General features: G+C 37.2%; 28 protein-coding genes and 1 tRNA gene. 16 read left to right on the forward strand and 13 right to left on the reverse strand.

Annotation, left to right across the window (positions count from 1 at the left end):
* The first annotated feature begins 303 nt into the window (after positions 1-303).
* On the forward strand, positions 304-774 hold the full coding sequence (locus tag QF004_RS00005; RefSeq protein ID WP_133440302.1) for a GNAT family N-acetyltransferase: 471 nt from the start codon (positions 304-306) through the stop codon (positions 772-774).
* 75 nt (positions 775-849) lie between these two features.
* Here the strand turns inward: QF004_RS00005 and QF004_RS00010 are convergent, their stop codons facing one another.
* Together QF004_RS00010 and QF004_RS00015 are read right to left on the reverse strand one after the other, a co-directional pair.
* Positions 850-1,299, reverse strand: coding sequence for a GAF domain-containing protein (locus QF004_RS00010; protein WP_133440303.1), 450 nt, complete (start codon positions 1,297-1,299; stop codon positions 850-852).
* Between the two features lie 13 nt (positions 1,300-1,312).
* Entirely contained in the window at positions 1,313-2,740 is a 1,428-nt protein-coding gene (locus QF004_RS00015; RefSeq protein WP_133441106.1) for a TonB-dependent receptor, read from the reverse strand.
* 56 nt (positions 2,741-2,796) lie between these two features.
* Here QF004_RS00015 and QF004_RS00020 point away from each other — a divergent pair, with 56 nt between their 5' ends.
* From QF004_RS00020 to QF004_RS00040, 5 genes are all read left to right on the forward strand, one after another.
* On the forward strand, positions 2,797-3,561 hold the full coding sequence (locus QF004_RS00020) for an MBL fold metallo-hydrolase (protein ID WP_307421655.1): 765 nt from the start codon (positions 2,797-2,799) through the stop codon (positions 3,559-3,561).
* 115 nt (positions 3,562-3,676) lie between these two features.
* A tRNA-Leu gene (locus tag QF004_RS00025) sits at positions 3,677-3,761 on the forward strand.
* A gap of 739 nt (positions 3,762-4,500) precedes the next feature.
* Positions 4,501-5,034, forward strand: a complete 534-nt coding sequence (locus QF004_RS00030) for a YceI family protein (protein ID WP_307421657.1) — start codon at positions 4,501-4,503, stop codon at positions 5,032-5,034.
* Between the two features lie 39 nt (positions 5,035-5,073).
* Positions 5,074-6,408, forward strand: a complete 1,335-nt coding sequence (locus QF004_RS00035; protein ID WP_307421659.1) for a hypothetical protein — start codon at positions 5,074-5,076, stop codon at positions 6,406-6,408.
* Positions 6,409-6,464: 56 nt separating this feature from the next.
* A complete protein-coding gene (locus QF004_RS00040; protein ID WP_133440307.1) occupies positions 6,465-6,974 on the forward strand; it encodes a hypothetical protein in 510 nt (169 codons plus the stop codon).
* Positions 6,975-7,135: 161 nt separating this feature from the next.
* Here QF004_RS00040 and QF004_RS00045 read toward each other — a convergent pair whose 3' ends face one another.
* Complete coding sequence (locus tag QF004_RS00045; protein ID WP_307421661.1) at positions 7,136-7,813, reverse strand: TIGR02117 family protein; 678 nt, start codon at positions 7,811-7,813, stop codon at positions 7,136-7,138.
* A 29-nt stretch (positions 7,814-7,842) separates the two neighbouring features.
* Positions 7,843-8,799: a tRNA epoxyqueuosine(34) reductase QueG gene (gene queG, locus QF004_RS00050; protein ID WP_307421663.1), complete on the reverse strand. Its 957-nt coding sequence runs from the start codon at positions 8,797-8,799 to the stop codon at positions 7,843-7,845.
* Positions 8,800-8,872: 73 nt separating this feature from the next.
* Between queG and QF004_RS00055 the strand changes: the two genes are divergently transcribed.
* The 8 genes from QF004_RS00055 to QF004_RS00090 all read left to right on the forward strand — a co-directional run bounded on the left by QF004_RS00055 (position 8,873) and on the right by QF004_RS00090 (position 15,885).
* Entirely contained in the window at positions 8,873-9,160 is a 288-nt protein-coding gene (locus tag QF004_RS00055) for a rhodanese-like domain-containing protein (protein ID WP_307421665.1), read from the forward strand.
* Between the two features lie 245 nt (positions 9,161-9,405).
* A complete protein-coding gene (locus QF004_RS00060; protein WP_133440311.1) occupies positions 9,406-9,984 on the forward strand; it encodes an outer membrane beta-barrel protein in 579 nt (192 codons plus the stop codon).
* A 105-nt stretch (positions 9,985-10,089) separates the two neighbouring features.
* On the forward strand, positions 10,090-11,142 hold the full coding sequence (locus QF004_RS00065) for a glucokinase (protein ID WP_133440312.1): 1,053 nt from the start codon (positions 10,090-10,092) through the stop codon (positions 11,140-11,142).
* Between the two features lie 84 nt (positions 11,143-11,226).
* The gene (locus QF004_RS00070; RefSeq protein ID WP_307421666.1) at positions 11,227-11,799 is read left to right on the forward strand and encodes a YceI family protein; all 573 of its coding nucleotides are present in this window, start codon (positions 11,227-11,229) and stop codon (positions 11,797-11,799) included.
* A 75-nt stretch (positions 11,800-11,874) separates the two neighbouring features.
* A complete protein-coding gene (locus QF004_RS00075) occupies positions 11,875-12,441 on the forward strand; it encodes a YceI family protein (protein ID WP_133440314.1) in 567 nt (188 codons plus the stop codon).
* A 62-nt stretch (positions 12,442-12,503) separates the two neighbouring features.
* Positions 12,504-13,145: an alpha/beta hydrolase gene (locus QF004_RS00080; protein WP_307421668.1), complete on the forward strand. Its 642-nt coding sequence runs from the start codon at positions 12,504-12,506 to the stop codon at positions 13,143-13,145.
* A 362-nt stretch (positions 13,146-13,507) separates the two neighbouring features.
* On the forward strand, positions 13,508-14,926 hold the full coding sequence (locus QF004_RS00085) for an L-serine ammonia-lyase (RefSeq protein ID WP_307421670.1): 1,419 nt from the start codon (positions 13,508-13,510) through the stop codon (positions 14,924-14,926).
* Positions 14,927-15,255: 329 nt separating this feature from the next.
* Positions 15,256-15,885, forward strand: a complete 630-nt coding sequence (locus QF004_RS00090; RefSeq protein WP_307421671.1) for a bifunctional 2-polyprenyl-6-hydroxyphenol methylase/3-demethylubiquinol 3-O-methyltransferase UbiG — start codon at positions 15,256-15,258, stop codon at positions 15,883-15,885.
* A gap of 239 nt (positions 15,886-16,124) precedes the next feature.
* Here QF004_RS00090 and QF004_RS00095 read toward each other — a convergent pair whose 3' ends face one another.
* The 6 genes from QF004_RS00095 to QF004_RS00120 form a co-directional block, all read right to left on the reverse strand.
* Entirely contained in the window at positions 16,125-16,952 is an 828-nt protein-coding gene (locus QF004_RS00095) for an HAEPLYID family protein (RefSeq protein ID WP_307421673.1), read from the reverse strand.
* A gap of 343 nt (positions 16,953-17,295) precedes the next feature.
* A complete protein-coding gene (locus QF004_RS00100) occupies positions 17,296-18,138 on the reverse strand; it encodes a prephenate dehydrogenase (protein ID WP_307421675.1) in 843 nt (280 codons plus the stop codon).
* 25 nt (positions 18,139-18,163) lie between these two features.
* Entirely contained in the window at positions 18,164-18,535 is a 372-nt protein-coding gene (locus tag QF004_RS00105; protein WP_133440320.1) for a hypothetical protein, read from the reverse strand.
* On the reverse strand, positions 18,536-19,729 hold the full coding sequence (locus tag QF004_RS00110) for an alanine dehydrogenase (RefSeq protein ID WP_307421677.1): 1,194 nt from the start codon (positions 19,727-19,729) through the stop codon (positions 18,536-18,538).
* Positions 19,730-19,810: 81 nt separating this feature from the next.
* Positions 19,811-20,218, reverse strand: coding sequence for a tRNA (adenosine(37)-N6)-threonylcarbamoyltransferase complex ATPase subunit type 1 TsaE (gene tsaE, locus QF004_RS00115; protein ID WP_133440322.1), 408 nt, complete (start codon positions 20,216-20,218; stop codon positions 19,811-19,813).
* 2 nt (positions 20,219-20,220) lie between these two features.
* The gene (locus tag QF004_RS00120; protein ID WP_133440323.1) at positions 20,221-21,225 is read right to left on the reverse strand and encodes an isoaspartyl peptidase/L-asparaginase family protein; all 1,005 of its coding nucleotides are present in this window, start codon (positions 21,223-21,225) and stop codon (positions 20,221-20,223) included.
* Between the two features lie 235 nt (positions 21,226-21,460).
* Here QF004_RS00120 and dnaG point away from each other — a divergent pair, with 235 nt between their 5' ends.
* Both dnaG and clpP read left to right on the forward strand, forming a co-directional pair.
* Complete coding sequence (gene dnaG / locus QF004_RS00125) at positions 21,461-23,437, forward strand: DNA primase (RefSeq protein ID WP_307421681.1); 1,977 nt, start codon at positions 21,461-21,463, stop codon at positions 23,435-23,437.
* A gap of 27 nt (positions 23,438-23,464) precedes the next feature.
* Positions 23,465-24,148, forward strand: a complete 684-nt coding sequence (gene clpP, locus QF004_RS00130; protein ID WP_133440325.1) for an ATP-dependent Clp endopeptidase proteolytic subunit ClpP — start codon at positions 23,465-23,467, stop codon at positions 24,146-24,148.
* A 103-nt stretch (positions 24,149-24,251) separates the two neighbouring features.
* On the opposite strand, the gene QF004_RS00135 is transcribed toward clpP, so the two are convergent.
* Genes QF004_RS00135 through QF004_RS00145 form a run of 3 tightly spaced genes read right to left on the reverse strand, consistent with a single transcriptional unit; the run spans position 24,252 to position 26,084 of the window.
* Positions 24,252-24,935, reverse strand: a complete 684-nt coding sequence (locus tag QF004_RS00135) for a hypothetical protein (RefSeq protein ID WP_307421683.1) — start codon at positions 24,933-24,935, stop codon at positions 24,252-24,254.
* 16 nt (positions 24,936-24,951) lie between these two features.
* Positions 24,952-25,713: a triose-phosphate isomerase gene (gene tpiA / locus QF004_RS00140; protein WP_307421684.1), complete on the reverse strand. Its 762-nt coding sequence runs from the start codon at positions 25,711-25,713 to the stop codon at positions 24,952-24,954.
* A gap of 14 nt (positions 25,714-25,727) precedes the next feature.
* Positions 25,728-26,084, reverse strand: a complete 357-nt coding sequence (locus QF004_RS00145) for a TerB family tellurite resistance protein (protein ID WP_307421686.1) — start codon at positions 26,082-26,084, stop codon at positions 25,728-25,730.

A 26,084-nucleotide genomic window follows, 5' to 3' on the forward strand; every position in this document is an offset into this window, starting at 1 on the left:
AATTGGATTCTTATAATTTTAATAAAAACAGTTAATTTATTCTGAAGTCTGATACAAAGATGTTTTTTTAAGAAGAAAATTCGTGCATTCGTGGCTTCTAATTGTTTCAATATTTTTTTAGCCACGAATGCACGAATTTCTATTTTATGTGTTATAATTGGATTCTTATAATTTTAATAAAAACAGTTAATTTATTCTGAAGTCTGATACAAAGATGTTTTTTTAAGAAGAAAATTCGTGCATTCGTGGCCTCTAAAATTCTCTCAAAAACCTTAACTTTGGCTTTATAAAATATAAAAGCAAATGTTCCAGATTAGAAAAGCCACGGAAGCAGATACTCCGATTATTTTTGATTTAATTAAAAAACTAGCCGTTTACGAGAAAATGGAAGATGAAGTCATCACTTCCGCAGAAGAATTAAAGCAGAATATTTTTACCCACCAATTCTCAAAAGTTATCATTGCTGAAGAAAATGATAAGCCGGTTGGATTTGCTTTGTATTTTTACAATTTCTCCACCTTTGTTGGCAAACCGGGTTTGTATTTGGAAGATCTTTTCGTAGAACCGGAATACCGTGGAAAAGGATATGGCAAAAAACTCTTTATCGAACTTGCCAAAATCGCCAAAGCAGAAAACTGCGGCAGAATGGAGTGGTCGGTGCTGAACTGGAATACGCCCGCCATTGATTTCTACAAATCGCTGCAGGCAAAACCGATGGATGAATGGACCGTTTACCGTTTAGACAAAAAAGGAATCGCAGATTTGGCGGAATAAAAAAATCTTCAGTAAAAACAAAAAGTGTGGACTTACTATAAATCCACACTTTTTTTTGTTTTAAATCAAATTTGATTACATAATCTTTGCAACCTCATCACACAGCCATTCCAGCATTTCCCTGTCTTCATCTGTGAAAGGATTTATCTTGTGGGAATCGATATCGATCTGTCCGATATTCACGCCGTCTTTCATAATGGGAACTACGATTTCAGCTTTCGTGTCGATGGAGCAGCTTAAATAGTTGTCCTGCTCATGAACATCCGGCACCACGAAGGTTTCATTGGAAAGAGCAACCTGACCGCAAATTCCTTTTCCGTAAGGAATAATGGTGTGATCTGTGGGAGCGCCGACGTAAGGCCCTAAAATAAGTTCCTCTTTGTCTCCGTTTTTAAAGTAAAATCCGGTCCAGTTGAAATAGGAGATTTCCTGATCCAGTAACTGACAGATTTTCTGTAATTTAACTTCCGTGTTGTGCGCGGGACTTTCTATTATTGAAGAAAGACGTTTTTTTATTTCTGACATAATTGTTTTATTTTTAAGAGAATTCTTTGAGTTTTAGTTCTTCTTTATAACCGAACATTCCGCGTTCTTTAATTAAATCTGCCACGCCTTCCGGGACTTCTTTTTCCCATCCCGGGATGTGGTTTGCAATTTTATCAAGAATGATCCGGGAATATATTTCGGAATAATCTGGGTTGAAATTTTGTATGTCAACAATCCTTTTGTTGTGTTTAAAATATTTGTAAAGCTCTTTCAAACTGTCATTAACCTTTAAATTATTAGCGGTCAATAACTGTTGGGTTTCGGGATCTTTGTAAGGGTAGAGATAAACGCGCATTCCTTTTCTGAAAAATTTACCGAAGGCTTCCAAAATGCCTCCAGAAAGATTTTCATAATAATTTTCATCAAAAACATCTAACATATTATTCACTCCCATTGCTACGCCGATTTTTCCATTGGTATAAGGAGCAAAATAGTCGATCAGTCGGTAGTATTCTGAGAAGTTAGAAATGATAACGGTATATCCCAGTTTTCCTAAAACATCAACTCTGTCCAGAAAATCCCTTTCGTCGATATCTCCGGCAGCTCTTAAATTGGCAATGGTAATTTCAAACAAGACTTCGGTTTCTTCCTGACTGCAGCCCCAATCTTTTTTGAACATTTCCAGACCTTTTTCAAACATATCAATATTAACCAAAGTGACCGGACGGAAACTCCCACGAACCGCAAAAATGTTTTTCTTATAAAGAATATCGGCAGGCAACATATTGTTTCCCTCTGAATTGAAAATCACCGCATCGGTCATCCCATTCTTTACCAGCTGCAAACTCATCAGTCGGTTGTCAACATAGCTGAAAGCGGGTCCACTAAAATCGATCATGTCGATTTCTATATTATCTTTGGAGATGTCGTCCAGAAGCGAGTTGATCATTCTGCGCGGATTATCAGCATAATTGAAAGCGCCATAAATAAGGTTCACCCCTAAGCTTCCTAAAGTTTCCTGCTGTAAAGTCGCATCATTTTCATTAAACTTTACGTGAAGGACGATTTCATTATAATCATCAGCTTCATGACACTGAAAACGCAATCCGACCCAACCATGACCTTTCATGGTCTTATCGAAATTAATGGTCGTTACGGTATTGGCATAGGAGAAAAATTTTCTACCCGGACAGGTTGCACGGGATACGCGCTCTTCAATTAAAGAAACTTCATACCGCAGCATTTTACGGAGTCGGTTTTGGGTAACATATCTGTTCTTGGCCTCTTTGCCATAGATAGCGTCACTGAAGTCTTTGTCGTAAGCTGACATTGCCTTTGCAATGGTTTGGGAAGCGCCGCCTGCTCTGAAAAAATGGCGGACTGTTTCCTGGCCGGCGCCAATCTCGGCGAAAGTGCCATAAATAGTTTGATCCAGATTAATCGCTAATGCTTTCTGTTTCGGTGTTAATTTCGGTTGAATCACTGTCAATTCTTATTTTTTGTAAATTTACCAAAATTAAACCAACATCAAAAAATATGAAGTTGAAATTTTTCGGAACCGGGACTTCGCAGGGAGTTCCGGTCATTGGATGCCATTGTGAGGTTTGCGACTCAGCAAATCGAAAGGACAAACGTTTTCGTTCATCGGCTTTGGTAACAACCGAGACCGGTAAGAAAATCCTCATCGACTGCGGACCCGATTTCCGCATGCAAATGCTTACAAATAAAGAAGAGCAAATCGATGCAGTGCTGCTGACCCACGAACACAATGACCATGTAATCGGATTAGATGATTTGCGTCCCTTGATTTTTCGCAATGGAAAAAATATCGACCTCTATTGTCAGAAAAGGGTAGGTGATGAGATAAAATTAAGATTTCCCTATGCGTTTGCCGATGTCAGATATCCCAGTGCTCCAGCTTTTAACCTTCATGAAATTGAAAAACCTTTTACGCTTTTAGATACTGAGGTCATTCCTGTGGAAGTGTCGCACGGTAAGATTTCTATTTTTGGGTATAAATTAAAAAATCTGGTTTACATAACAGATGCAAGTTTTATATCGGACAGGGAAAAAGAAAAATTAAAAAACCTGGATTATCTGATCTTGAACTGCATTCGTAAAACAGGTTTACATCCTGCACATTTTATATTGCCGCAGGTTTTAGAACTCTTTGAGGAGTTAAAACCGAAGAAGATGTTTCTCACCCACATCTCTCATCACCTGGGTTTACATGATGATATGGAGTTGGAGCTTCCGGAGAATGTGCATCTTGCTTATGACGGACTGGAACTGCTGTTATGATAATCAGGCAGTTAATTATTGTGGGTTAAATTTTATGCGATAATTTTAAAAAAATGCGCAAATAATTTTCCTTAAATAAAAAATAATTCTATATTTGCACACCAATTTAAAAAGAGCCCGGTTGGCGGAATTGGTAGACGCGCTAGACTCAAACTCTAGTATCGCAAGATGTGCCGGTTCGATTCCGGCACCGGGTACCAAAAGCCTCTGCAATCATTGATTCGCAGAGGCTTTTTTTATGTTTTTTTACTCTGGACACAAAAAAATCGGATCAGTTTCAAAACTTGGGGACTAGGCAAAAAAAATCTCCAGTTTTGACTTACGCTCTAAGGCAACCAAACTGCACCCATCTCCATAGCATCCCCTACTGTATGCTGACCTTATGCTGACTGTATGCCGACTCCTCCCGCAGTGTCACGTTTGTAAAATTGTTTTTCGGCCGCACTGAAGATCTGGCATGTACTTAGAGCTCCGCAGATGTATAAGAACTTCAATACTATTTAAACTTCTTCAAAATTAAATATTTCTAGCTTTCTTTCCAAGTTTAGACCTTAAAAAAAAACTGATTTAATGCGGTGAATGATCCTCACTATTTTTCTTTATTCTATTTAAGATTATCTTAAAATAAGTCATTTTTTAAAATAAATCGTCAATTTTATTATGATTTCTATCAAGTTTTTCGCTGACGTCATATTTGGGTTATTAACAATATTTAACACTATCGGTTTTTTTTTATTTAATTTCAAGATAAGGAGGTTATATTTTGTGATATAGGTAATTATAATTTGTTTTTATTGATGTTTTGATATTTATTTAATATAATAAGATATATGTCATTTATATTAAACGCTATTTTTTATGAATCTAATAATTATTGGGATATCTTTGTACTACAAAATGATGGTAAACCCAACTGATAAATATTTAAAATTAGATACAATGAAAAATTTAGTAAACTTTAAAACACTGGTCCTCGCATTCGGAATGTTTTCAGGATTAGTAGCTGCCCAAAAAATTAACAGCAGCAACGTAAAAACTACAGTTTCTGGAACGTCTACTTTACATGAATGGAGCATGACTTCAACCAGTGGTTCTTTTTCTGGAAATGTTTCCGGAAATGCTATTCAGGATATTACTTATAAAATGGGTTCTAAAACCTTGAAAAGTGGTAAAGGACCGATGGATGCTAACGCTTATAAAGCGATTCAGACAGATAAATATCCGAACATCACTTTTACGGCGGCTTCAGTAAATATGGGAAAAGGAACAATGACTGGTAAGCTAACCGTAACTAACGTCACCAAAACAATTACTTTACCCGTAAATGTTACAAAAAATGGTAATTCTTACACCGTTTGGGGCCAGACAAGTATCAAAATGACTGATTACGGAATTACTCCGCCGGCATTTATGATGAATACTGTGAAAACAGGAAATGAAATCACAATAACAGTTAATGCTGTTGCCAACTAAAAATCAACAAACAAACAATAACAATTAAAAATTAAGAATATGAAAACTATGGTAATCAGAGCTTCGATGCTCGCAGCATTAGTTACAGGAATCAGTTTTGTCAGTGCACAAGAAGTTTCCACTTCAATGAGAGACTATTTGGCTCCGGAAAAATCATCACGTAATGTGTTTGAAGACCCAAAAGGGGAGTCTCCCGCTTTTGATGGTATAAAAGTTTCAGTTGGTGGTGATTTCGCATTACAGTTTCAAGGGCTGGATCATTCTACAAAAGCTCCGTCTTTAGGAGTTGTAACCGGAACGACTACGCCGAATACATTACAGGTAATGGGGAAAGATTTTAACCTTCCTACCGCTAACTTAGATGTGAATGCTTATTTAGCAAAAGGTCTGAAAATGCATTTAAGAACTTATCTTTCTGCAAGGCATCATAACGAAGCTTGGGTGAAAGGAGGATATATTCAAGTTGATAATCTGGATTTCATTAAAGAAGGTTTCGCTGCCGATATTATGAAATATGCGAGAGTGAAAGTTGGTATGGATGAGATTAACTACGGGGATACTCACTTCAGAAGAACGGATAATGCAAAAGCAATCAATAATCCATTTGTAGGAAATTATATTATGGATAGTTTCACAACAGAGGCTTTTGGGGAAGCATACGGGTTTTATAAAAATTTCATAGGAATGGTAGGTGTTTCCAACGGAAAATTAAACCAAACTCCTGTTAAAGGAACCAGCTGGAATTCACCTTCTGTTTATGCGAAAATCGGTTATGATAAACAGATCAGCCAGGATTTGAGAGTAAGATTGACAGGATCATTCATCCAGACGAACGGTTTAACTACTGGTGGCAATTTATACAGTGCAGATAGAGCAGGAAGTCGATATTATTACGTACTTCTAACTCAAAATGATTTAATGGGAATGAATAACCAGTCAACTGGAAGATTCAATCCTGGATTCAAAAAAGTACAAGCGGTTCAGGTGAATCCATTCATCAAATATCAAGGTTTAGAATTCTTCGGAGTTTATGAATATGTTTCAGGTAATAAAGCAAGTGGATTGACGGAAAGAGCTACAGACGGCGCTTATACTCAACTGGGTGCCGAATTACTTTACAGATTTGGAGGAGCTGAGCAATTCTATTTCGGTGGAAGATACAACTCTGTCAGTGGGAAAGACGATGAGGTTTCTGCAGAAAGAAAAATCGACCGGTTTAACTTAGGCGGTGGCTGGTTTATGACTAAAAATGTACTTGCAAAAGTAGAGTATGTAAATCAGAAATATAACGATGACGCAGTTTGGGGAGCAACAAGTGCTCTGAGAGGCGGTAAGTTTAATGGGATTATGTTTGAAGCGACCATAGGTTTCTAATTATTAAATATTCAGGAAAAAGGGGTGATTATGAACCCCTTTTTCTATCTAAAATCATGAAAAATAAAATCATCATATTCGCAATCCTCCTTTTTTCGGCAAATGCTTTTGCACAGAAAAATGGACTGGAAATCAATGGCTGGACGAATGTCAATACTTTTAAATGCAGCCATCCCCGGTTCAAAAACTCCGGTTCTGTGTATTCTTTTACCGGAAATCAGCTCCCGAATATCAGCGTATCAGTAGATGATTTTGATTGTCGAAACAAAATGATGACGAATGATTTTAGAAAAGTCTTGCAGTCAGATCACTATCCAAATCTGAACATCAGATTTTTAGAATTCAAAAAATCAAATTCCAATAAATTTGAAGCAGTTGTAGAAGTGAAAATGATGACCGTTGCAAGAAAATATTCAATAGAATTTTCGCTCTACAATAACAGTTTAGTTGGAAATAAAAGATTGAGATTTTCGGACTTTAAGATTGTGCCACCAAAGAAAATGGGCGGTATGGTCTATGTGAAAGATGAGCTGGATCTCGTCTTCAGTTTAGAAACAAAAGATTAAATTTAATTGATTTTCTTTTTTTAAAGTTCCTTTAACCGGGAACTTTTTTATTGCTGTTTACTCAGGTGTTCTCCGGAGATTTCCTCTCTTTTCTGAGATTCGGCCAGTTTCACCAAACTTCTGTTGACGTCTTTATAGAGTATTTAAGGTGGGAATCAAGGCTATTTGTAGTGCTGAAAAATCCCGAAATCTGTCGGTGTCCAAAGTGCCGCTTTTTGTCCGGCTGCTTTTAAAGCATCATTGGTCCAGGTATTACAGGTGTAGAGGAAACTGTAGCTTCCTTTGGCTTCATAAAATGAATCATTATTTCCATAAACTGCTTTTGTCGGAATTAAAATATTCTGTCCCGCCGCATTTTTATCAAATTTAGAATCTACAAAACGAATTAAATCTGCATATTCAGATTCAGTAAGCATTATTTTTTTACAGTCATTACCTTCTTTCATCGTTTTATAAAAGGTGCAGTGCATCGCCGAATCGCCCAACCAAAAAGCCGCATGAAAGGCCGTAGAAACTTTCAGTTCTGCCCAGGTGGGCGTGTCCAGATAGAAGCCCTTATCGCCCCAGCCAATTCCCACATAATTAAAATCGGTGATTTTAGAAGCCGTATTTTCAAATAATATTTTTTTGCTCCAGTCAATCTGCTCGTTTTTAATGGGAAGCACGATGTCAGTATGAACGCCGTTGGTGTAAAGATAAACAGGGATTTCTGCCTTTCCGGCCGTCGCTTTTTTCTGAACCGGAATCAGAGGAATTGTTAAGGCAAGAATAACGTAGATGAGGACTAAACCAACAATTCCGGCTAAACATTTGAGGATAATTTGGAGCGTTTTTTTCAATGTAGATTTTATTTATATAAAAGTGAATATTATTTTTTTTGAAAATCAGGAATCTCAGAAGCAGTCAGAAATTCTATATTTCTTTTTAGCCCAGCAAATTTCGTTCTTTTTACGGGTGATTTTCGAAATAGTTCTGAAAATAATTCTTGAGAGAGTTCCTGCCATTCCGTTTTCTCTAAAGTGGCAAGCAAAGGATTAGGCTTAAACTTTTCCTGCTGATGAGGTTTTGAAAATCGGTTCCATGGGCAAACGTCCTGGCAGATGTCGCAACCAAACATCCAGTCTTCCATTTTATTTTTAAAACTTTCGGGGATTTCGTTTTTCAGTTCGATGGTTGCGTATGAAATGCATTTGCTTCCGTCGATCACTTTATCAGAAACGATCGCATCTGTTGGGCAGGCATCGATGCACTTTCTACAGGAACCGCAGTGATCTTTCGTCGCAAAATCTTCCTGAAGTTCCAGATCGCAAATGATTTCCGCTAAAAAATAAAAAGAACCCGTCTGTTTGGTGATGAGGTTGGCATTTTTCCCCACCCAGCCAATTCCGGATTTTCTCGCCCAGCTTCTTTCTAAAATCGGTGCAGAATCCGTAAAAACCCGGCATTGAAAATCACCGATTTCATCTTGAAGTTCAGCAACCATTTCGCGTAGAATTTCTTTGATAATCTCATGATAATCTTCACCATAAGCATACTTAGAAATCTTCAACCGATTAATTCCAAACAGATCTTCTTCCGGAAAGTAATTGTAAGATAGAGAAATTACCGATTTTGAACCTTCAACCAGCAACCGCGGATCCAGTCTTTTGTCGAAATAATTTTCCATGTAAGACATTTGTCCATGGTAGTTTTTGTTCAGCCAACTTTCAAAGGGTTTTGCATCTTCTTCTAAAAAATCAGCGCGTGAAATTCCACAATTTTGAAAACCAAACTTTTTTGCTTTGGTTTTGACGAGGTTCGAGTAATTTTCTGGACTTTGTAACATAGATTTCCTTGCAAAACTAACAATATTTTATAAATTTGTGTCTTAAATCTTTATAACCAGTAAAAAACAAAATATGTCAATAGAAGAAATTTTAAAAGCAGGAACTTACCATTTAATAGATGTTCGCGAACCAATGGAATTGGAAATGGATGGCGAAATAGAGTCTGCCCTGAATATTCCTTTAGGAGAAATCCAGGATCGGAAAGATGAAATAGAACAGTTAAACGGTCCGAAAATTTTTTTCTGCAGAAGCGGAAACAGAAGCGGCAAAGCGATGGAGTTTTTTAAGTCTCAGAATGTACCGGAGGTCTACAATGGCGGCGGTTACGCTGATATGCAGCAGGCTTTAGAAAATCTGTAAAAAATAATTGCTTTATAAAAGAGGAGTTGATGGTGAATCAGCTCTTTTTTTTGTGCCATTTTGTAATGTGCCACTTAAAATACAAATAGTCGTTAATAAATCTAAATGGCTGTTTGAATTTAAAACAAAATTATGGTGTTGATAGTCAGTTGGCTGGCATTTTTGGATTTCAATTTTAACACAATATTATCAATTTTGGCATGATTTTGACAAGTCTATCTTTGTAGAATTTAAAATTTAAAATTATGAAATCAATGAAGAAATCAATCTTTGCATTAGGATTAATGACAGCGGGATTAATGAGTGCACAAAGTGCTGATATGACAAACATGCTGAAAGTAGGGATCAACGGTGGTATAGCTGTTCCTGCAGAAAATGCTGGCGGAACTGTAGGTGTAGATGTTTCTTACCAGAATCTGATAACTCCTGGCTTCGGTTTAGGTATCGCGACGGGGTACAGCCACTTCTTTGGTAGAAATAATACCGTAAATGGTGTTGATATTGATAACAATGACTTCGGGGTAATTCCTGTTGCAGCTTTGATCAGATTCTATCCAAAACAAATGGGTTTCTATCTTGGAACTGATCTTGGTTACGGCTTCATCGTTGGTGATGACAAAGTTGCTTCTAATGTAGGATCGCCCGATCGACCAGATGGTGGCTTCTACATCAAACCAGAAATCGGTTACCATAATCAGGACTGGAACTTCTCTCTTCAGTATCAAAAAACATTTACCGGAAGTAAAGGAGAAATCGGAGATCAGAAATACAACGCTGGTGCAATCGGTGTAGGAGTGGGTTATAACATCCCGTTGGGTAAATAATCACCGTATAAATTTTTAGACCTTCTTTGGCAACAAAGGAGGTTTTTTTATTTTTTAAGTGCTGTTTTAAAAACAATTATTATCTTTGGTTAATAACATTATAACATGGAAACTAAAAATAAATTCAATCTTTTTTTACCCGGAATTTCTTCAGAAACGAACGATAATATCTCTTTGATCGCAGTTGATCTCAGAGATCAAAAAACGGTTATCGGCCTTTATGCCACTGAAAACAGACGCATATTTCTGAAAATGGAAAAATCGTATTCTACAAAAGAATTCAGTTCTTTTTCGGAAATGGTGATGGGATTTATCAATGAAAATTCTTTGGAAAATATTGCAAAAATTGCAGTTGCAGTACCCGGTCCGGTCATTGGCGGTAAAAGCCAGCCGCAAAGGTTACCCTGGAAATTAGATGCCGCCGAAATTAAAAAAAACACAGCCATCAGTGAAGTTTATTTGATCAATGATTTAGAAGCCTCCGCTTACGGGTTAGAACATGTAGCAGAAGAGGATTTCGTTAAAATCCATGATACGGCAAATTTTACGCCGGGCAATGCGGTGCTGTTGGCGCCCGGTGATGGTTTAGGTGAGGCAGCTCTGTTTTGGGACGGCCAATTTCTAAGGCCATTTGCGACCGAAGGCGGCCACTGCGAATTCTCACCCAGAACGAATGACGAAGTAGAGTTTTACTCTTTTTTACAAAAAATATACGGTATCGTAAGTTGGGAATCTGTGCTTTCCACAGGAGGTTTATTTAATGTTTATCGTTTCCTGAGAGACGTTAAGCGGCAGGTGCAGCCCGACTGGCTGAGCAAGGAAATCGAGGCCGGTAATTTCACTCAAGCCATTATTCATGGAGCGATTGAGAAAAAAGACCGGATCTGTACCATGACGATAGAAACATTTTTGGTGTTTCTCGCCCGTGAAGCCAACAGTTTGGTTCTCAAAATGAAAGCAACCGGTGGATTATTCCTGAGTGGAGAGATTCCCGTAATGCTGGAACAATTCCTTAATAATAAGAAGTTTTATAAAAATTTCATCATCAGTGATAAAATGGAAAATATCCTAAAAGATATTCCGATTTATTTAGTAAAAGATGAAAAAACAATTATCAATGGAGCAGCATTATACGCCGCTTTCTCTGAAAAATCTTAATTCTTATAGCATCCTTAAAACTTCGCCGAAAAGCGAAGTTTTTTAATTTTTAAAATAATTTTGATTAAGATGAATACTATGTTAATGAGGAAGTTAGCACCTTTCATATTCGGTTTGTTTTCACTGATGGTATTTTCTCAATCCAAAACAATTCTATCATCTGAGATTCGCTGGAAAGCGTACAAAACCTTAAAAACAGAATCGCTTTCTCATTTTGGAACAGTCAACTTAAAAGAGGGAAATCTGATTTTTAAAGGGAATGATTTGGCGGGAGGCAGTTTTGTGATGGATATGAAAACCATCGATGCCGCAGATATGAATGAAGATCCCAAAATGAAAAAAATGCTGGAGAATCATTTGAAAAGCGATGATTTTTTCGACACGAATAAATTTCCAACAGCGTCCTTTCAGATCAAATCTGTAAAGAAAATTAACAGCAATGGATACAATTATCAGGTGGCGGGACCATTGACGATCAAAGGAATTTCTAAAAATATTTCTTTTCCGGTAAAGGTTTTTCAAAGCAATGCTGTTTATACTTTGACTTCTGCTCAATTTACCTTTAACAGAAAAAATTACGGATTAAAATACAATATTTTCGAGGACATGCTGATCAGCAATGAGGTCGAGATAAATGTTACTGTTAAGGCTCAATAAAGTTTTCTTATCCTACATCAATACTTTGTTACTGAAATTTTAAATACTTTTGCAGTTCAAATTTAAATAATAAGAATGAAAAATTTAGTATTAGCAGCACTATTAGCTGGAGGAATGATGTTTGGGCAAACCAAAAAAGTAACTGATTCAAATATTGAATGGTGGGGATATAAATTAGCGAAAACAGAAGCTTCATCGCACAACGGAGTCGTTAATTTGAAATCAGGAGATGTTGTGATGAAAGGAAACAATATCGTTGGAGGTACTTTCTCTTTGGATATGAACAGCATTAATGCGACCGATTTATCCGGCGAATACCAAACCAAATTAAACAACCATTTAAAAACCGGAGACTTTTTCGAAACCGACAAGTTCCCGGTGGCGACTTACAAAATTACGTCCGTAAAAAAGAACAGTAACAAAGCATTTCCTTATATGATTTACGGTAATCTTACCGCAAAAAATAAGACAAATCCTGTGGCTTTCCCCGCGAAAATTTCTTTAAAAAACGGAGTTTTGAATATTGTTTCAGACAAGTTCAGTTTCGACCGTCAGAAATTTGATATCGCTTATGCTTCAGCGGCAAAAGATGTAATTGTGAAAGATGAAATCGATATGATCATCAATGTTACTGCGAAATAACTTTAACAAAATATTAGTATAGAAAGAGCAGCATTGTCTGCTCTTTTTTCTATTTTTGAGGGATGAAATTATACGTGGTCAGCGGACTTGGAGCCGATTTTAAAGTACTGGAAAAAATAACTTTTCCACAAAATTTAGAAGTCGTCTTTCTGGACTGGCTCATTCCGTCAAACCATGAAGATTTTCAACATTATGTAAAAAGAATGGCGGACAGAGTTGACGCGTCCGAACCTTTTGCCCTGCTAGGCTATTCCTTCGGTGGGATTCTCGTACAGGAAATCGATAAAATTAAACCCGCTGAAAAAATCGTTATTCTGGGGAGCATCAAATCGGATAAAGAAAAATCGAGGTTCATTAAATTCGGAGAAATTACCAGGATTGCTAAAATTTTACCCGAAAAAATGTTCAATGTAAAATCTGCTGCCATTTATTCCTTTATGAGAAAAATAGTCGATCCGAAAAATCCTAAAATGTTACAGTATCTGAAAGTCACCGATCCTTATTATTTAAAATGGGGAGTCGAGCAGGTGTCCAATTGGAAATTTGATGAAAATCCAAAAGTCATCCAGATTCTGGGGAGCAAAGACATTGTATTTCCAGTGAAATATTCTAAGCCGGATTATATCGTGCAAAACGGAACGCATCTTTTTCCGGTAACCCAGCCAAAGCAGGTTTCTAAGATCTTAGCAGAAATTTTCAAATAATCAATAAATTTTCATCTAGAAAAAACTTTCAAATCTGCGGGAATTTACATCCTGTTTCTACTGGCTTTTCAAGCATAAATTATACTGATTTTCACTGATTCTTTTAGAGATCTAAAGATTGTTTTATGTGTAAAATTACTTTTTAATTAAAATAAATGAGCGTATTTATCTGTAGAAATCTGTGATATGTATGCGAAGAAAATCCGCTAAATATACCGGAGTTTTCCATCCAATTTCCAATTAATATTTACCGAAATTTAAAAAGTATTTTCATCTAAAATTTGCTTCAAAAAATATCAAAAATAGAATTATCTTTGTCATCCACTCAATTTTAGTTTAATGCTCATCGCATATTATATATAATGGAATCAATCAGTGTTTTTGAAATTATAAAAGTAGGAATCGGACCCTCAAGTTCTCATACCATGGGACCGTGGAACGCGGCGGAAAGTTTTATCAGAAAAATAAAAACCGATCACCAGGTTCAGGAAGTAAAAGAAGTTTTTGTGGAATTTTTCGGCTCACTCGCTAAAACCGGAATCGGCCACGGGACCGATATCGCCGGAATGCTCGGCCTTTCTGGTGAAAATTTCAAAGAGATCGATACTTCGAAAATTGATGAGAAAGTAGCAGCTATCAAATCTTCAGATACTGTAAATCTGAATGGTGAAAAAGTAATTCCATTTATTTATGGACATCATTTGATTTTAAACAAACAGAAATCACTCGATTTTCATCCAAACGGAATGATTTTCAAAGCCATATTTGAAAATGGCGAAGAATTAATTCAGGATTACTATTCTATCGGAGGCGGATTTATCGCGACCCAGGAAGCCAATTCTTACGAAAACCATTGTACCAGAACCCTTTATCCTTGCCATAACGGAAAAGATATTGATAAGAATATGGCAAAACTAGGTTTAGATAAAATTTCAGATCTTATTTTCCTTAACGAAGAATCCTGGCGAAGCAGAGAGGAAACTGAAAAAGAAGCCCTTTATATCTGGCAACAGATTAAAGAATGTATTTACAAAGGCGTCAACAAAGAAGGGATTCTTCCCGGCGGTTTAAATGTTACCCGTCGTGCCGCAGGTTTGAACAGAAAATTACTCGGTGACAAAATTTATAAAAATATTCATGAGTGGTATCAGTTACTCATCAATGCTGATGTAAGTTTTACCAATATCAACAAATGGGTTTCCTGTTTTGCCTTGGCCGTGAACGAAGAAAATGCAAGTTTCGGCCGGATTATTACCGCACCAACCAATGGCGCGAGTGGCGTAATTCCTGCTGTACTGATGTATTCCCAGGTTTTTACCGATTTCAAAAGTGACGATAATATCATCAGGTTTCTTTTGGTAGCCGGCGAGATCGGAACGCTTTTTAAAAAGAACGCCACCATTTCTGCCGCGATGGGAGGTTGCCAAGCGGAAATCGGAGTTTCGTCCGCTATGGCCGCTGCCGGTCTTACCGAAATTATGGGTGGCACGCCCGGTCAGGTTCAGATGGCTGCTGAAATTGCGATGGAACATCACCTCGGCATGACTTGTGATCCGATCGGCGGTTTGGTACAGATTCCGTGTATCGAGCGCAATTCTATGGGCGCCATCAAAGCGATTACCGCGGCGAATATCGCCTTAGAATCTGATCCTACCAAAGCGCGCGTCACTTTAGACGAAGTCATTCAATCCATGTGGGAAACCGCTCAGAGCATGAATGACCGCTTCAAAGAAACCTCAGAAGGTGGCCTCGCCATCGCCGTGAACGTCGCTGAATGTTAGATTTTTCTCTTTAATTTTCAGGAGCAAAATGTAAAACCTGAATTACTGCAAAAAGCAAAAGAAATTAGAGAAAGTCAGATGGGAATTGGATTTCATTTTTAAATACCCTTATTAATTAATAGTGAGTGTTATACTTGGGATTAGAAATGAAAAAAGAGTATAGATAACACATTATTTTAAAAAGCAATTTAAAATTTTCATCGATAATTTTTGCAATCAATGAGATTTTCTGCAGGTATAAAGTAGTCCTGTTTTTACCTAAGATGCAGAAATATAAACTGTTATGGATTAATGTCAAAAACGAACTGTAAACAGAATAGTCAAAAAAAATGAACATACAGCAAGCCTACAATATTTGGTCTGAACAATATGATACCAATGAGAATAAAACCAGAGATCTGGAAGCAGTTTCACTGCGGGAAAATTTAAAGGGACATCATTTTGGTAATTGCCTTGAAATAGGTTGTGGAACAGGAAAAAATACCGAATGGCTGGCGACTTTTTCAGATTATGTTGTAGCGGTAGACTTTTCAGATGAAATGCTGACAAAGGCGAAACAGAAAATAAAGGCGGATAATGTGAAATTTATTCAGGCCGACATTAATAAAGAATGGAATTTTACGGAGAATACCAAATATGATTTAGTCACTTTCAGTCTCATTTTAGAACATATCGAAAATCTGGATATCATCTTTCAAAAACTAAGCGAAGTCATCAATTTAAATGGAATGATCTATATTGGTGAACTTCACCCTTTTAAGCAATACAGCGGTTCAAAAGCAAGGTATGAAACTGCAGACGGACTTCAAGTACTAACCTGTTTTAATCACCATATTTCAGACTTTGTAAGTTCAGCGATTAAACATAATTTTCAGTTGGTAGATCTAAAGGAATACTTTGACGGAAGCGACAGAAATACCATTCCAAGAATTTTGACAATGATATTTAAGAAGAAATAAAGAAGATCAAACATTTCTAAAATATATGCGATCTCTTATTTAGGAGCTTTTACCTAATAATTACCCTAAATCATTCATTTCCAATCAACTTTTCTAATAATTCACAATTCTCTTTTCTAAGGCAGATTTAAACTTCAGAAGTTGCGTAATGCATTCATTCAGAGTGTTTTATGTGTTTCCTTCAATTAATAAACTTTATTTCGCTGCCAATGGAGATTTTGCTTTATCAAAATCCATCATTACAATTCATAAATCACCCTGAAAAAAGAACTGAATTTTTCTTTACTTTTTGTAATCGGAAAACCTGCAACAAGACCAATTGCCAATGCTTTATTGATTTGAATTTTCCCCTGAGGACGCATTATCATTTCAAACTTTCCGTCTACAATCTCTTTGTTGAATTCAATGCCAACAAAATGTGAAGAATTTGGGATCGCATAATCAACTGAAGTGTTAATCTGCCAATCCACATTGGTGTAATCTGTATTAAACCGATGTTTAAAAATAGGACCTGCAAAAATTAAAGTGTGAAAATTAGCGCCCCAGCGTTTTGCCGCAATAAAAAACGGACAGTATTCTAATCCCTTTATCAATGGCTTATCATCTAAATCTTCAAAAGCGGTAAAACCTATAACTTGGGTGTAACCAACAGCAAGTGTTGTATTGTATTTGGTCGAAACGTAAAAGGAATATTGCGCAGACAGTCGTAAATTATCAAATCTGTTTTTAGGAATATCTTGGGCGTTGCTTATCTTTTTAAAGAATGCAAAATCTGTTTCTATTTCGAGGCCTAATCGGTCGATAGGAGCAAATTCATATTCTGCTAATACCGCATATTCACTATAATCCGCTGTGTTTTTAAAATCACCTGCAAGATTAATTTCTTTCTCTCCTTTCCTGGCCCCCAAATCCCTTACTAAATCGATATACAGAGGCTCAATATGATGTACTTTTGGAATTTTGGCAGGAGGACTAGCAATTGGGATCTCCTGAGCACTGGTAACTGTACCGCAAAATAGCAATACGAAAAGAATCAAGTTACCGCTTACTTTTACTCGATTTTCCATTTTAATGCCTTGTAAATGAGATTACAAGTAGTAAAGTTAGAAAAAAGTTAGGACGCAAATTTTTTTTGAAGGTATTTTTTTGAGGTAAACCAAAAATTTAACATTCAGAAATGAACACTATAAATGATGCAATTCCAAAAAAAAACCGCTAAATTTTATTTAATTAATCCTGAGTTGTTTTTTTTAATCTCGTGTTTTTTAAGCTGTTTTTTATATCTAATGATTGATTCAATAATCGGATTAATATGGAATCGTTTTTTAAAAAGTAAAACAATGTAGGTTAAACTTCACTAATCTATAAAAATTGCTACAATAGATCTAAACTTGAGCCTTGTATCGCTGCTTATCTCAAAATCCCCCGAATCTTATTCGCATTCCGGATCAGTTCTTCCAAATAATCGTAGTTCTCTTTTTCCAGCGCCGATTTAAATTTACGCAGCTGCGTAATGTGCTCATTCAAAACATCCAACACATTTTCTCTATTCTGTCTGAAAATCGGAACCCACATTTCAGGATGGGATTTTGCCAAACGAACTGTGCTGGAAAAACCGGAACTTGCCAACTGAAAAATAGTATCTTCCTCGCGTTCTTTTTCCAAAACGGTATTTGCCAAAGCATAAGAAGTGATATGGGAAATATGAGAGATATATGCCGTGTGAATATCATGACTTTCGGATTCCATATAAAGAAGATTCATTTCCAGATATTCTGCAACTTGTCTGGCCATTTTCAACGCGTCTGGCGCTGAATCTTCCTGATCACAAATTACACCGGCTCTTCCGGAAAAACTGTCTGATACTGCTGACTTTGGACCCGAATTTTCTGTTCCCCACATCGGGTGAAAAGCCACAAAACGGCTTCTGTTTTTATGATTCTCTACTCCTTTTACAATTCCAGCTTTCGTAGAACCAACATCCATTACGGTTTGTTTGTCGGTGACCAAATCTAAAATTGCCGGCAGTAATTTTCTGGCTGAATCCACAGGAATGGCCAAAATAACGAGATCAGAATTTTGGATTGCTTTTTCCAATGACAAACTTTCATCGATAATGCCCAGTTCTTTTGCTTCAACCAGATGTTGTTCATTTTGATCGACGCCGTAAACGTAATCTGCAAAATGTTTTTCCCGTAATTTTAAGGCAATTGACCCACCAATTAAACCGACACCGATGATGGTTAATTTCATAACAGTTGATTTGCCAATACAGAGATTAGCGTAATTTTTTTAGACTTTGGAAATTCGATTGTTCTGTACATTTTTCAAATCCGATTTCGTATCGGGGATTTTTCTTGGGATAAGTCAAAATATAACTGGGACATGGTTTTTTCTGCGCATCACTTTTTTCAAAATCAACATTTCCTTTGGTAATAATACTGTCTTTCAGAAATTTCTCATCGATTTTCAGGAATTCCATTTCCGCTTTAAAGCTTTCGGAATAGGTGAATTCTTTTGATAATGTTTCTGCAATCACCCTGGAATTAGGAAGGTACCCGCTGCAACTTGCCCCTTTTTTGTTCAGAATAAAAAATACAATGATAAGGCCGGGAATTAATCCCAGTAAAAAAAATTTGGCTTTTCTCATTTAAAAAATTAAAAGATTGATGTCATGATAAGTCAGATCAAAACGGTCGCAGATCATCTTCTTCGTATGGCGACCTTTATACATATAAAGCGATTGCTTCATTTCATTTTTGTGGATAAGCACGTTTTCGAAACCGCCCTCTTCATCATAATTCAAAAGATAAGAAAGGAAGAAATTAGAAACTGCTTTCGTAGTGGTTCTGGGCATTTTTGAGGTTAAGTTGGGTAAACCACAATGAATAACGCCATGCTTGATAATATACGGATTTTCCATGTCGGTCAGTTCCGAAGTCTCAATCATTTTTCGGTTATCGATGGTTACATCGATAATGACACTTCCTTTTTTCATTCCTATAACCATTTCTTCGGTAACAATAGGAACTGCACTTAATTTTGCAAGTGCTCCGATTACTACATCAGCCCTTTTTAAACTCTTTGCTAATTCTTTGGGATCGATGATAGAAGTAGGAACACGCCCATCAACCATCATGTGCAGACGGCGAAGTTTCGACAGGGAATTGTCAAAAACTTTTACGCTCGCTCCCAGACCTAAAGCTGCTTTGGTTGCGAATTCACCTACAATCCCAGCCCCGATAACGACGACCTCTGTTGGACGTACGCCGGTAATCCCACCCAACATTAATCCATTTGAAAGGGCTAATAATTCTGCTGCGTAAAGAATAGAAATACTTCCTGCAATTTCGCCAATCAGTCGTACCAAAGTCAATTGCTTGTACTCATCAGCAATGAATTCGAAAGCGATGGCATTGATTTTTTTCTCGGCCAATTTTTTAAAATACTCTTTGTCGCGAAGATTGATCTGTAAAGCTGAAACCAAATAGGAGTTCATTTTCAGCATATCAATCTCTTCTGTAGTCGGAGGATTTATTTTTAGCACCAGCTCCTGTTCAAAGGCTTCCCGCGGACTGTGAGTGATGAGCGCTCCAGATTCAGAATATTGCAAATCCGTAAAAAAAGAACCTTCACCTGCTCCGGATTCTACAACGATGTGATGTCCGTTTGCTACTAATACCTGCACGGCGTCGGGGGTTATGCAGGTCCTTCGTTCGTTAAGACAAGTTTCTCTTGGAATTCCTATGCTGAATTGTTTTTCCTTTTTAACGATTTCCAATTTCTCCTCTTGAGGGAGTAAATCCTGTTCCGAAAATGGGGTAAAAATATGGGTATGACTCATTTTATAAGTTTTGATAAGGAAGCTGATTCAAAAAAATCAGTATGCAAAGATACAATGATTTGATTATTAATTGGGCAAATTCTACCGGAAGTTAATGATGCGGTATTCTCCATCATTTTCAATGCTCATTTCGTGATGGGGGAAATGGGCGAGTTCGGCTTCATACACTTCTGGCCATTCGATAATGCATAAAAAAGAATTGTCCAGATATTCGTGGATGCCGATGTCTTCAACTTCATCGGTGGATTTCATGCGGTACAGATCAAAGTGAAAAACGTTTCCCTTCGGGGTGTCATATTCGTTTACAATCGCATAAGTAGGAGAGGAGACTTCATCCTGGCTTCCTAAATTTTTCAGAAGGAATTGGGTAAATGTTGTTTTTCCTGCGCCCAGATTTCCCTTCAATAAAAGAATATTATGCTTAAATTCTGGCAGAATTTGATCGGTTACCTTTTGCCAGTCTTCAATTTTATTAATTTTAAATTCCATGTTTATTTATAAATTTCAATGAAGATTTCACCATCTTCAGTAATGGCACCACGGTACATTCCTGCAGTATTAAAAGGCATTGCTATATTTCCGTCTTTATCTAAAGCGATTAAACCGCCGTCACCGCCCATTTTTCCGATCTCGTCGATGGTTTCCTGGGTGGCTGTTTTAATGTCTTTATTTTGATATTCCATTTTTGCGGCAATTGTTCTGGCAGCCGTTGCCCGGATGAAATATTCGCCCCAACCGGTTGCTGAAATTCCAACTTGAGAATTGGCATAAGTTCCGGCACCAATAATAGGGGCATCGCCAATTCTGCCATATTTTTTGTTGGTCATTCCGCCTGTTGAAGTTCCGGCGGTGATATTTCCGTCTTTATCTAAAGCAACTGCGCCAACAGTTCCGAATTTTTGGTCGATTTCGTAAGATTCCGGCAAGGTGTTCTGAGAGATTTTTTTCTTTGTATTTAATGATTCTTTCTGTTTCAGTTTTTGCAATCCATCCCAACGCTCTTTCGTCCAGAAATAGGCCGGATCTACAATTTCTAAGTTTTGGTCTTTCGCAAATTGTTCTGCGCCAACGCCTGATAACATCACGTGTTCAGATTTTTGCATTACAGCAATTGCCGTTTTTATTGGATTTTTAATGGTGTGAACGCCCGCTATTGCTCCGGCAGATTTGTCCTTTCCATACATGATGGAAGCATCGAGTTCATTTTTTCCGTCTGCGGTGAAAACAGCTCCTTTTCCGGCATTAAATAACGGCGAATCTTCCATGACGGTGATCGAAGCAGCGACTGCATCTATCGACGAATTTCCTTTTTGAATCTCAGCATATCCTGCTTTCAAGGCTTCTGAAAGTTTGGCTTTATAAGCATTTTCCTTTTCTGCAGTCATGCTGGATTTGAGAATTGTTCCGGCGCCGCCATGAATGACGAGGACGTATTTTTTTTGTGCCGTCATCATCAGTGAAAAAGTAACGATGGAAGCGAGTAGGAGTTTTTTCATTGTCAATCGAATTATTTGTCAAATTTATTGTTTTTTTTCTTCATCAGTGAAAAAGCGGTTCTCAATTTCTTTGACTCATTGCTCATTAGCCTTTATTCATCAATAGTAAACCTTTGTATCCCCGAAAAACTATCCTGTTCAATATTAATTTCAGCAAGAGGTTGTTGATAAGTTTTGGGCATCGAAACGGTTACAATGATAAGGAAAACAAAAACTTTATTCCTATTTTTACCGAATGATTTCTAAGCAAACAATCGATAAAATATTTTCTGCTGTTCGGGTAGAGGAAATCATCGGCGAATATGTACAACTCAAGCGGGCAGGCTCTAACTTTAAAGGATTAAGTCCTTTTCATGATGAGAAATCGCCGAGTTTCGTAGTGTCGCCGAGCAAACAGATTTGGAAAGATTTCTCCAGCGGAAAAGGCGGAACTGCAATTTCTTTTTTAATGGAGATTGAGAATTTCACGTATCCCGAAGCGCTGAAACATGCTGCGAAAAAATACGGAATCGAAATTGAAGAGGATAAACGCGAACTCACGGAAGAGCAAAAACAGGCGCAAACCGATAAGGAGCTGCTTTATAAAATTCATGAGATTGCAAACGATTTCTTTCAGCATCAACTTTTTGAAACGGAAGAAGGAACGACCATCGCTTATTCTTATTTTAAAGAGCGCGAACTTCGGGATGATATTATCAAAAAATTCCAGTTGGGATATTCGCCGGAACAAAGAAATGCGTTTACAGAATTTGCTTTAAATAAAGGATATTCCAAAGAAATTCTGGAGAAATCGGGACTTTCTATTTTCCCGGAAAATGCACCGAACGGCATCGACCGTTTTCGGGAAAGGGTTTTGTTTCCGATTCACAGTTTCTCGGGCAGAGTTTTAGGTTTTGGTGCCAGAATTCTCAAGAATAATGTAAAAACGGCCAAATATCTCAATTCTCCCGAAACCGAAATTTATCATAAATCCAGCGTTCTTTACGGATTGAGCCAGGGAAAACAGTCGATTTCAAAAAATAACCTTTGCCTTCTGGTAGAAGGTTATATGGATGTAATCGCTCTTCATCAAAGCGGAATTGAAAATGTCGTAGCCAGCTCAGGAACAGCTTTGACCGTGGATCAAATCAAACTGATCAAGCGTTTAACCGAAAATGTAACGATCCTTTTTGATGGTGATCCTGCCGGAATTAAAGCCAGTTTCAGAAGCATCGATTTATTGTTGGCCGAGGAAATGAACATCCGGATTTTACTGTTTCCTGATGGTGATGATCCCGATTCTTTCTCGAGAAAACATCCGCAGGAATATGTCGAAAATTTCATTAAAACCAAAGCGAACGATTTTATCGATTTCAAAGCTGAGATTTTATTAAAAGAAGCCGGCGATGATCCGATAAAAAAAGCAGAAGCCATCCGAAATATCGTAAAGTCGGTTGCTTTCGTAAAAAATGCCCTGAAACAGGAAGTTTACCTGAAAGAGGTTGCCACCAAATTTGGAATTTCAGAGCAATCACTTTTTAATGAACTGAATGTTCAGAAACAGATTCAGAATCAGAACTTTTCCCCGCAACAGAGAGCAGAGCCGCAAGAAAGGCCGAAAATGGAAATTGTTCCTCCAACGATAATTTCGGTAAATCCTTTGTTGGAATTAGAGGAAAAGTTGGTGAAACACATGCTCAACTTTGGAGACCGGATTTTAGAAAAGTCAGATGCCGATAACCAACCGTTTAAAATTACGGTGATTGAAGAAATAATCAGTCACTTTAATGAAGATAATTATGAACCGCAATCCCCGGTTAACCGGAAAATAATTGAAGAATTAAAAAACGGATTAGCCAATAATGAGATTATTCAAAGTAATTTTTTCTTAACTTTAATGGATGAAACTATTGTTTCCAAAGTTTCAGGTGCCATTCTCGGAGATGACGAATTAAGCAACTGGGAAAAAAGCAATATTTTTCCGCCTAAACCGGGTGATAAATTAGAAGCGGAAATTGAAGATGATATTCTCATTCATAAAAGTCATTTTATTGAAAAGATGATTTACGATATTGTAAAGAAATTGGATTCAGTAAGGGATGAAAATCCGGAAGAGTACTATGAATTCGTGAAAAAAATAATGATACTAAAAAGTCTTCTGAGCGAAATCAATAAAAAACTGAACCGCCAACTGACAAAAGGGCATAGTTTTTTTAGGGAACAAAAATTGTAAACTACATAATGCAAAAAAAAATAAGTAATGGATATTAAAAAAGATTTCAGAGATTTCTCTGTAAAACATTTAGGAAACAGCGGACTGGCGACTGATCAATATATGGGAATGTTTAACCCAACCAGTCTGACGCCGTATATCATGGAAGAAAGACGCTTGAACGTTGCTCAAATGGACGTTTTTTCCCGATTAATGATGGACCGTATTATTTTCCTGGGAACAGGAATTGATGACCAGGTGGCGAATATCGTCACAGCGCAGTTGCTTTTCCTGGAAAGTTCTGATGCCTCAAAAGACATTCAGATTTACATCAACTCTCCCGGTGGAAGCGTATATGCAGGTTTGGGAATTTACGACACCATGCAGATTATTAAGCCCGACGTTGCGACAATCTGTACCGGAATGGCTGCCTCAATGGGCGCAGTTCTTTTGGTTGCCGGTGCAAAAGGAAAACGTTCTGCATTAAAACATTCAAGAGTGATGATTCACCAGCCGAGTGGTGGAGCACAGGGTGTTGCATCCGACATGGAAATCAATTTGCGCGAAATGCTGAAACTGAAAAAAGAACTCTACGACATCATTTCTGAACATTCAGGACAAACCTACGAGTGGGTGGAGAAAGCCTCTGACAGAGATTATTGGATGACTTCCGGGGAAGCCAAAGATTTTGGAATGGTTGATGAAGTTCTTCAAAGAAAAACAGAGAAATAAATCTCAAGATTTGTTATAAAAAAGAGAGAACGTCCCAAAGGAATGTTCTCTCTTTTTATAATTATTTTCAAATGTTACAACAAATGGTGAACTTGAAATAATCTTAAAAATTTATTTTCATGCCCAATCCGTTGTTGTTTGTGACAAGATAATATTCTTTTACCGGTTTTAAATTTGAAGCGGTTTCAGTTTTTATTCTTTTCATTTGAGAACTGCCTGAAATTTTCATGATAAGTCCGGCTCCCATTCCTGCCAATCCAATAATCAGTGGAACAGGACTTCCTTTTGATTCAATATTTTGATTTGGTGAACTTACTGTTTCAGAAGATGAAGATAGATTTAGAATTCCACCTACCAAAAAACAGGCGCCGCCTCCCACCAGAAAACCAGTACCAAGCTGACTCAGTTTTTTCGCCTTAATATAATCGGCATTATTGATGAAATTGTTGATTTTCAAAACGGTTGTTGCCGGTTGTTTCGAATGAAGGTGATTCACATTTTCTGCCATTGCTTCGGTTGTTGGAGACTCACTTTCAGTTAAATTTCCGTTAACCGGTTCAGAATCAAATACAATACTTTTGACAGAGTTATCATACAGAAACTCTTCTTTTCCAGTTTCTGTATTTATAAAGGTGACTTTTCCTTTTTGATAAATTAAATGGGTGTAATTTATTTTTAAATCAGTGGAAGTATTGATCACTCCTTTTGATGATTTTTGTGGAATTTTAACTTGAGAAAATAAAAACCCACCAAGTAAAAAGGTACCAACAATAATTATTTTTTTCATAATTAAATTAAATAAATCAGGCGTTAAACCCTTCGATAATTTTAGCAAAATCGTCCACTTTCAAAGCAGCTCCACCGATTAAACCACCGTCAATATCAGGTTGGGAGAAGATTTCTTTGGCGTTGTCAGGTTTCACAGATCCGCCGTAGAGAATTGAAATTTCGTCAGCAACATCTTGTCCGTATTTACCGGCAATTAAATTTCGGATATGGGCGTGAATTTCCTGTGCTTGCTCAGGCGAAGCTGTTTCTCCGGTGCCGATTGCCCAAACCGGTTCGTAAGCGATTACGACTTTTTTAATTTCGTCAGCAGTTAAAGTGAAAAGAGCCTCTTCAGTTTGGTTTTTTACCACTTCTAAATGTTGGCCGGCTTTTCTTTGCTCCAAAGTTTCACCATTACAGTAAATCGGCGTCAAGCCTTTGTCCAAAGCCAATTTTACTTTTACATTACAAAGAGCATCGGTTTCACCATGGTATAATCTTCTTTCAGAATGACCGATAATTGCACCGGCCGCATGAATAGATGCCAACATATCTGCCGAAATTTCCCCCGTGTAAGCGCCGCTTTCGTGTGCGCTGATGTCCTGTGCGAAAACGCCGATTTCATTGTGGGCAAAAACATCTTTTGCCATCATTAAATACAGTGATGGTGGCGCAATCCAGACTTCACAATGAGTTGCGTTGTGTTTTTTGTAATCTAATAATTGAAACATTAATTGCTGTGCTTCAATCACATTTTTATTCATTTTCCAGTTTCCTGCAACGATGTTTTTTCTCATGGTCAAATATTTATTTAATTAAGTTGCCAAATGTCTTTAAGGATCTGATAGAAATCGTGTTCGGTGTCAGAAACCTGCTCATCTGCTTTTATCAGCGTTTTTGCAAATTGTCTGAAAGATATTCTTTCTTTCTCTGTGGAATCATCCAGAAAACACTGCGCGTGAAATTCAAAATGCGGCTTCCATTCTTCGGGTTTTAAAAGAGCAATAACTTCTAATTCGTCATCCAAGTCCATTTTAAATGGAAATTCATCGGCTAGATATTGCTGAATCATCATTCCTTCTTGCGGAGCAAATTCGCCATCAACAGAGGAAAGAATCATTAACAGGTGATAACCGGCAATCGATTTATTTGATTTTTTTTGATTCAT

Origin of the sequence: Chryseobacterium sp. MDT2-18 (genome assembly GCF_030815285.1) — a bacterium.
GTDB lineage: Bacteria > Bacteroidota > Bacteroidia > Flavobacteriales > Weeksellaceae > Kaistella > Kaistella salivictor.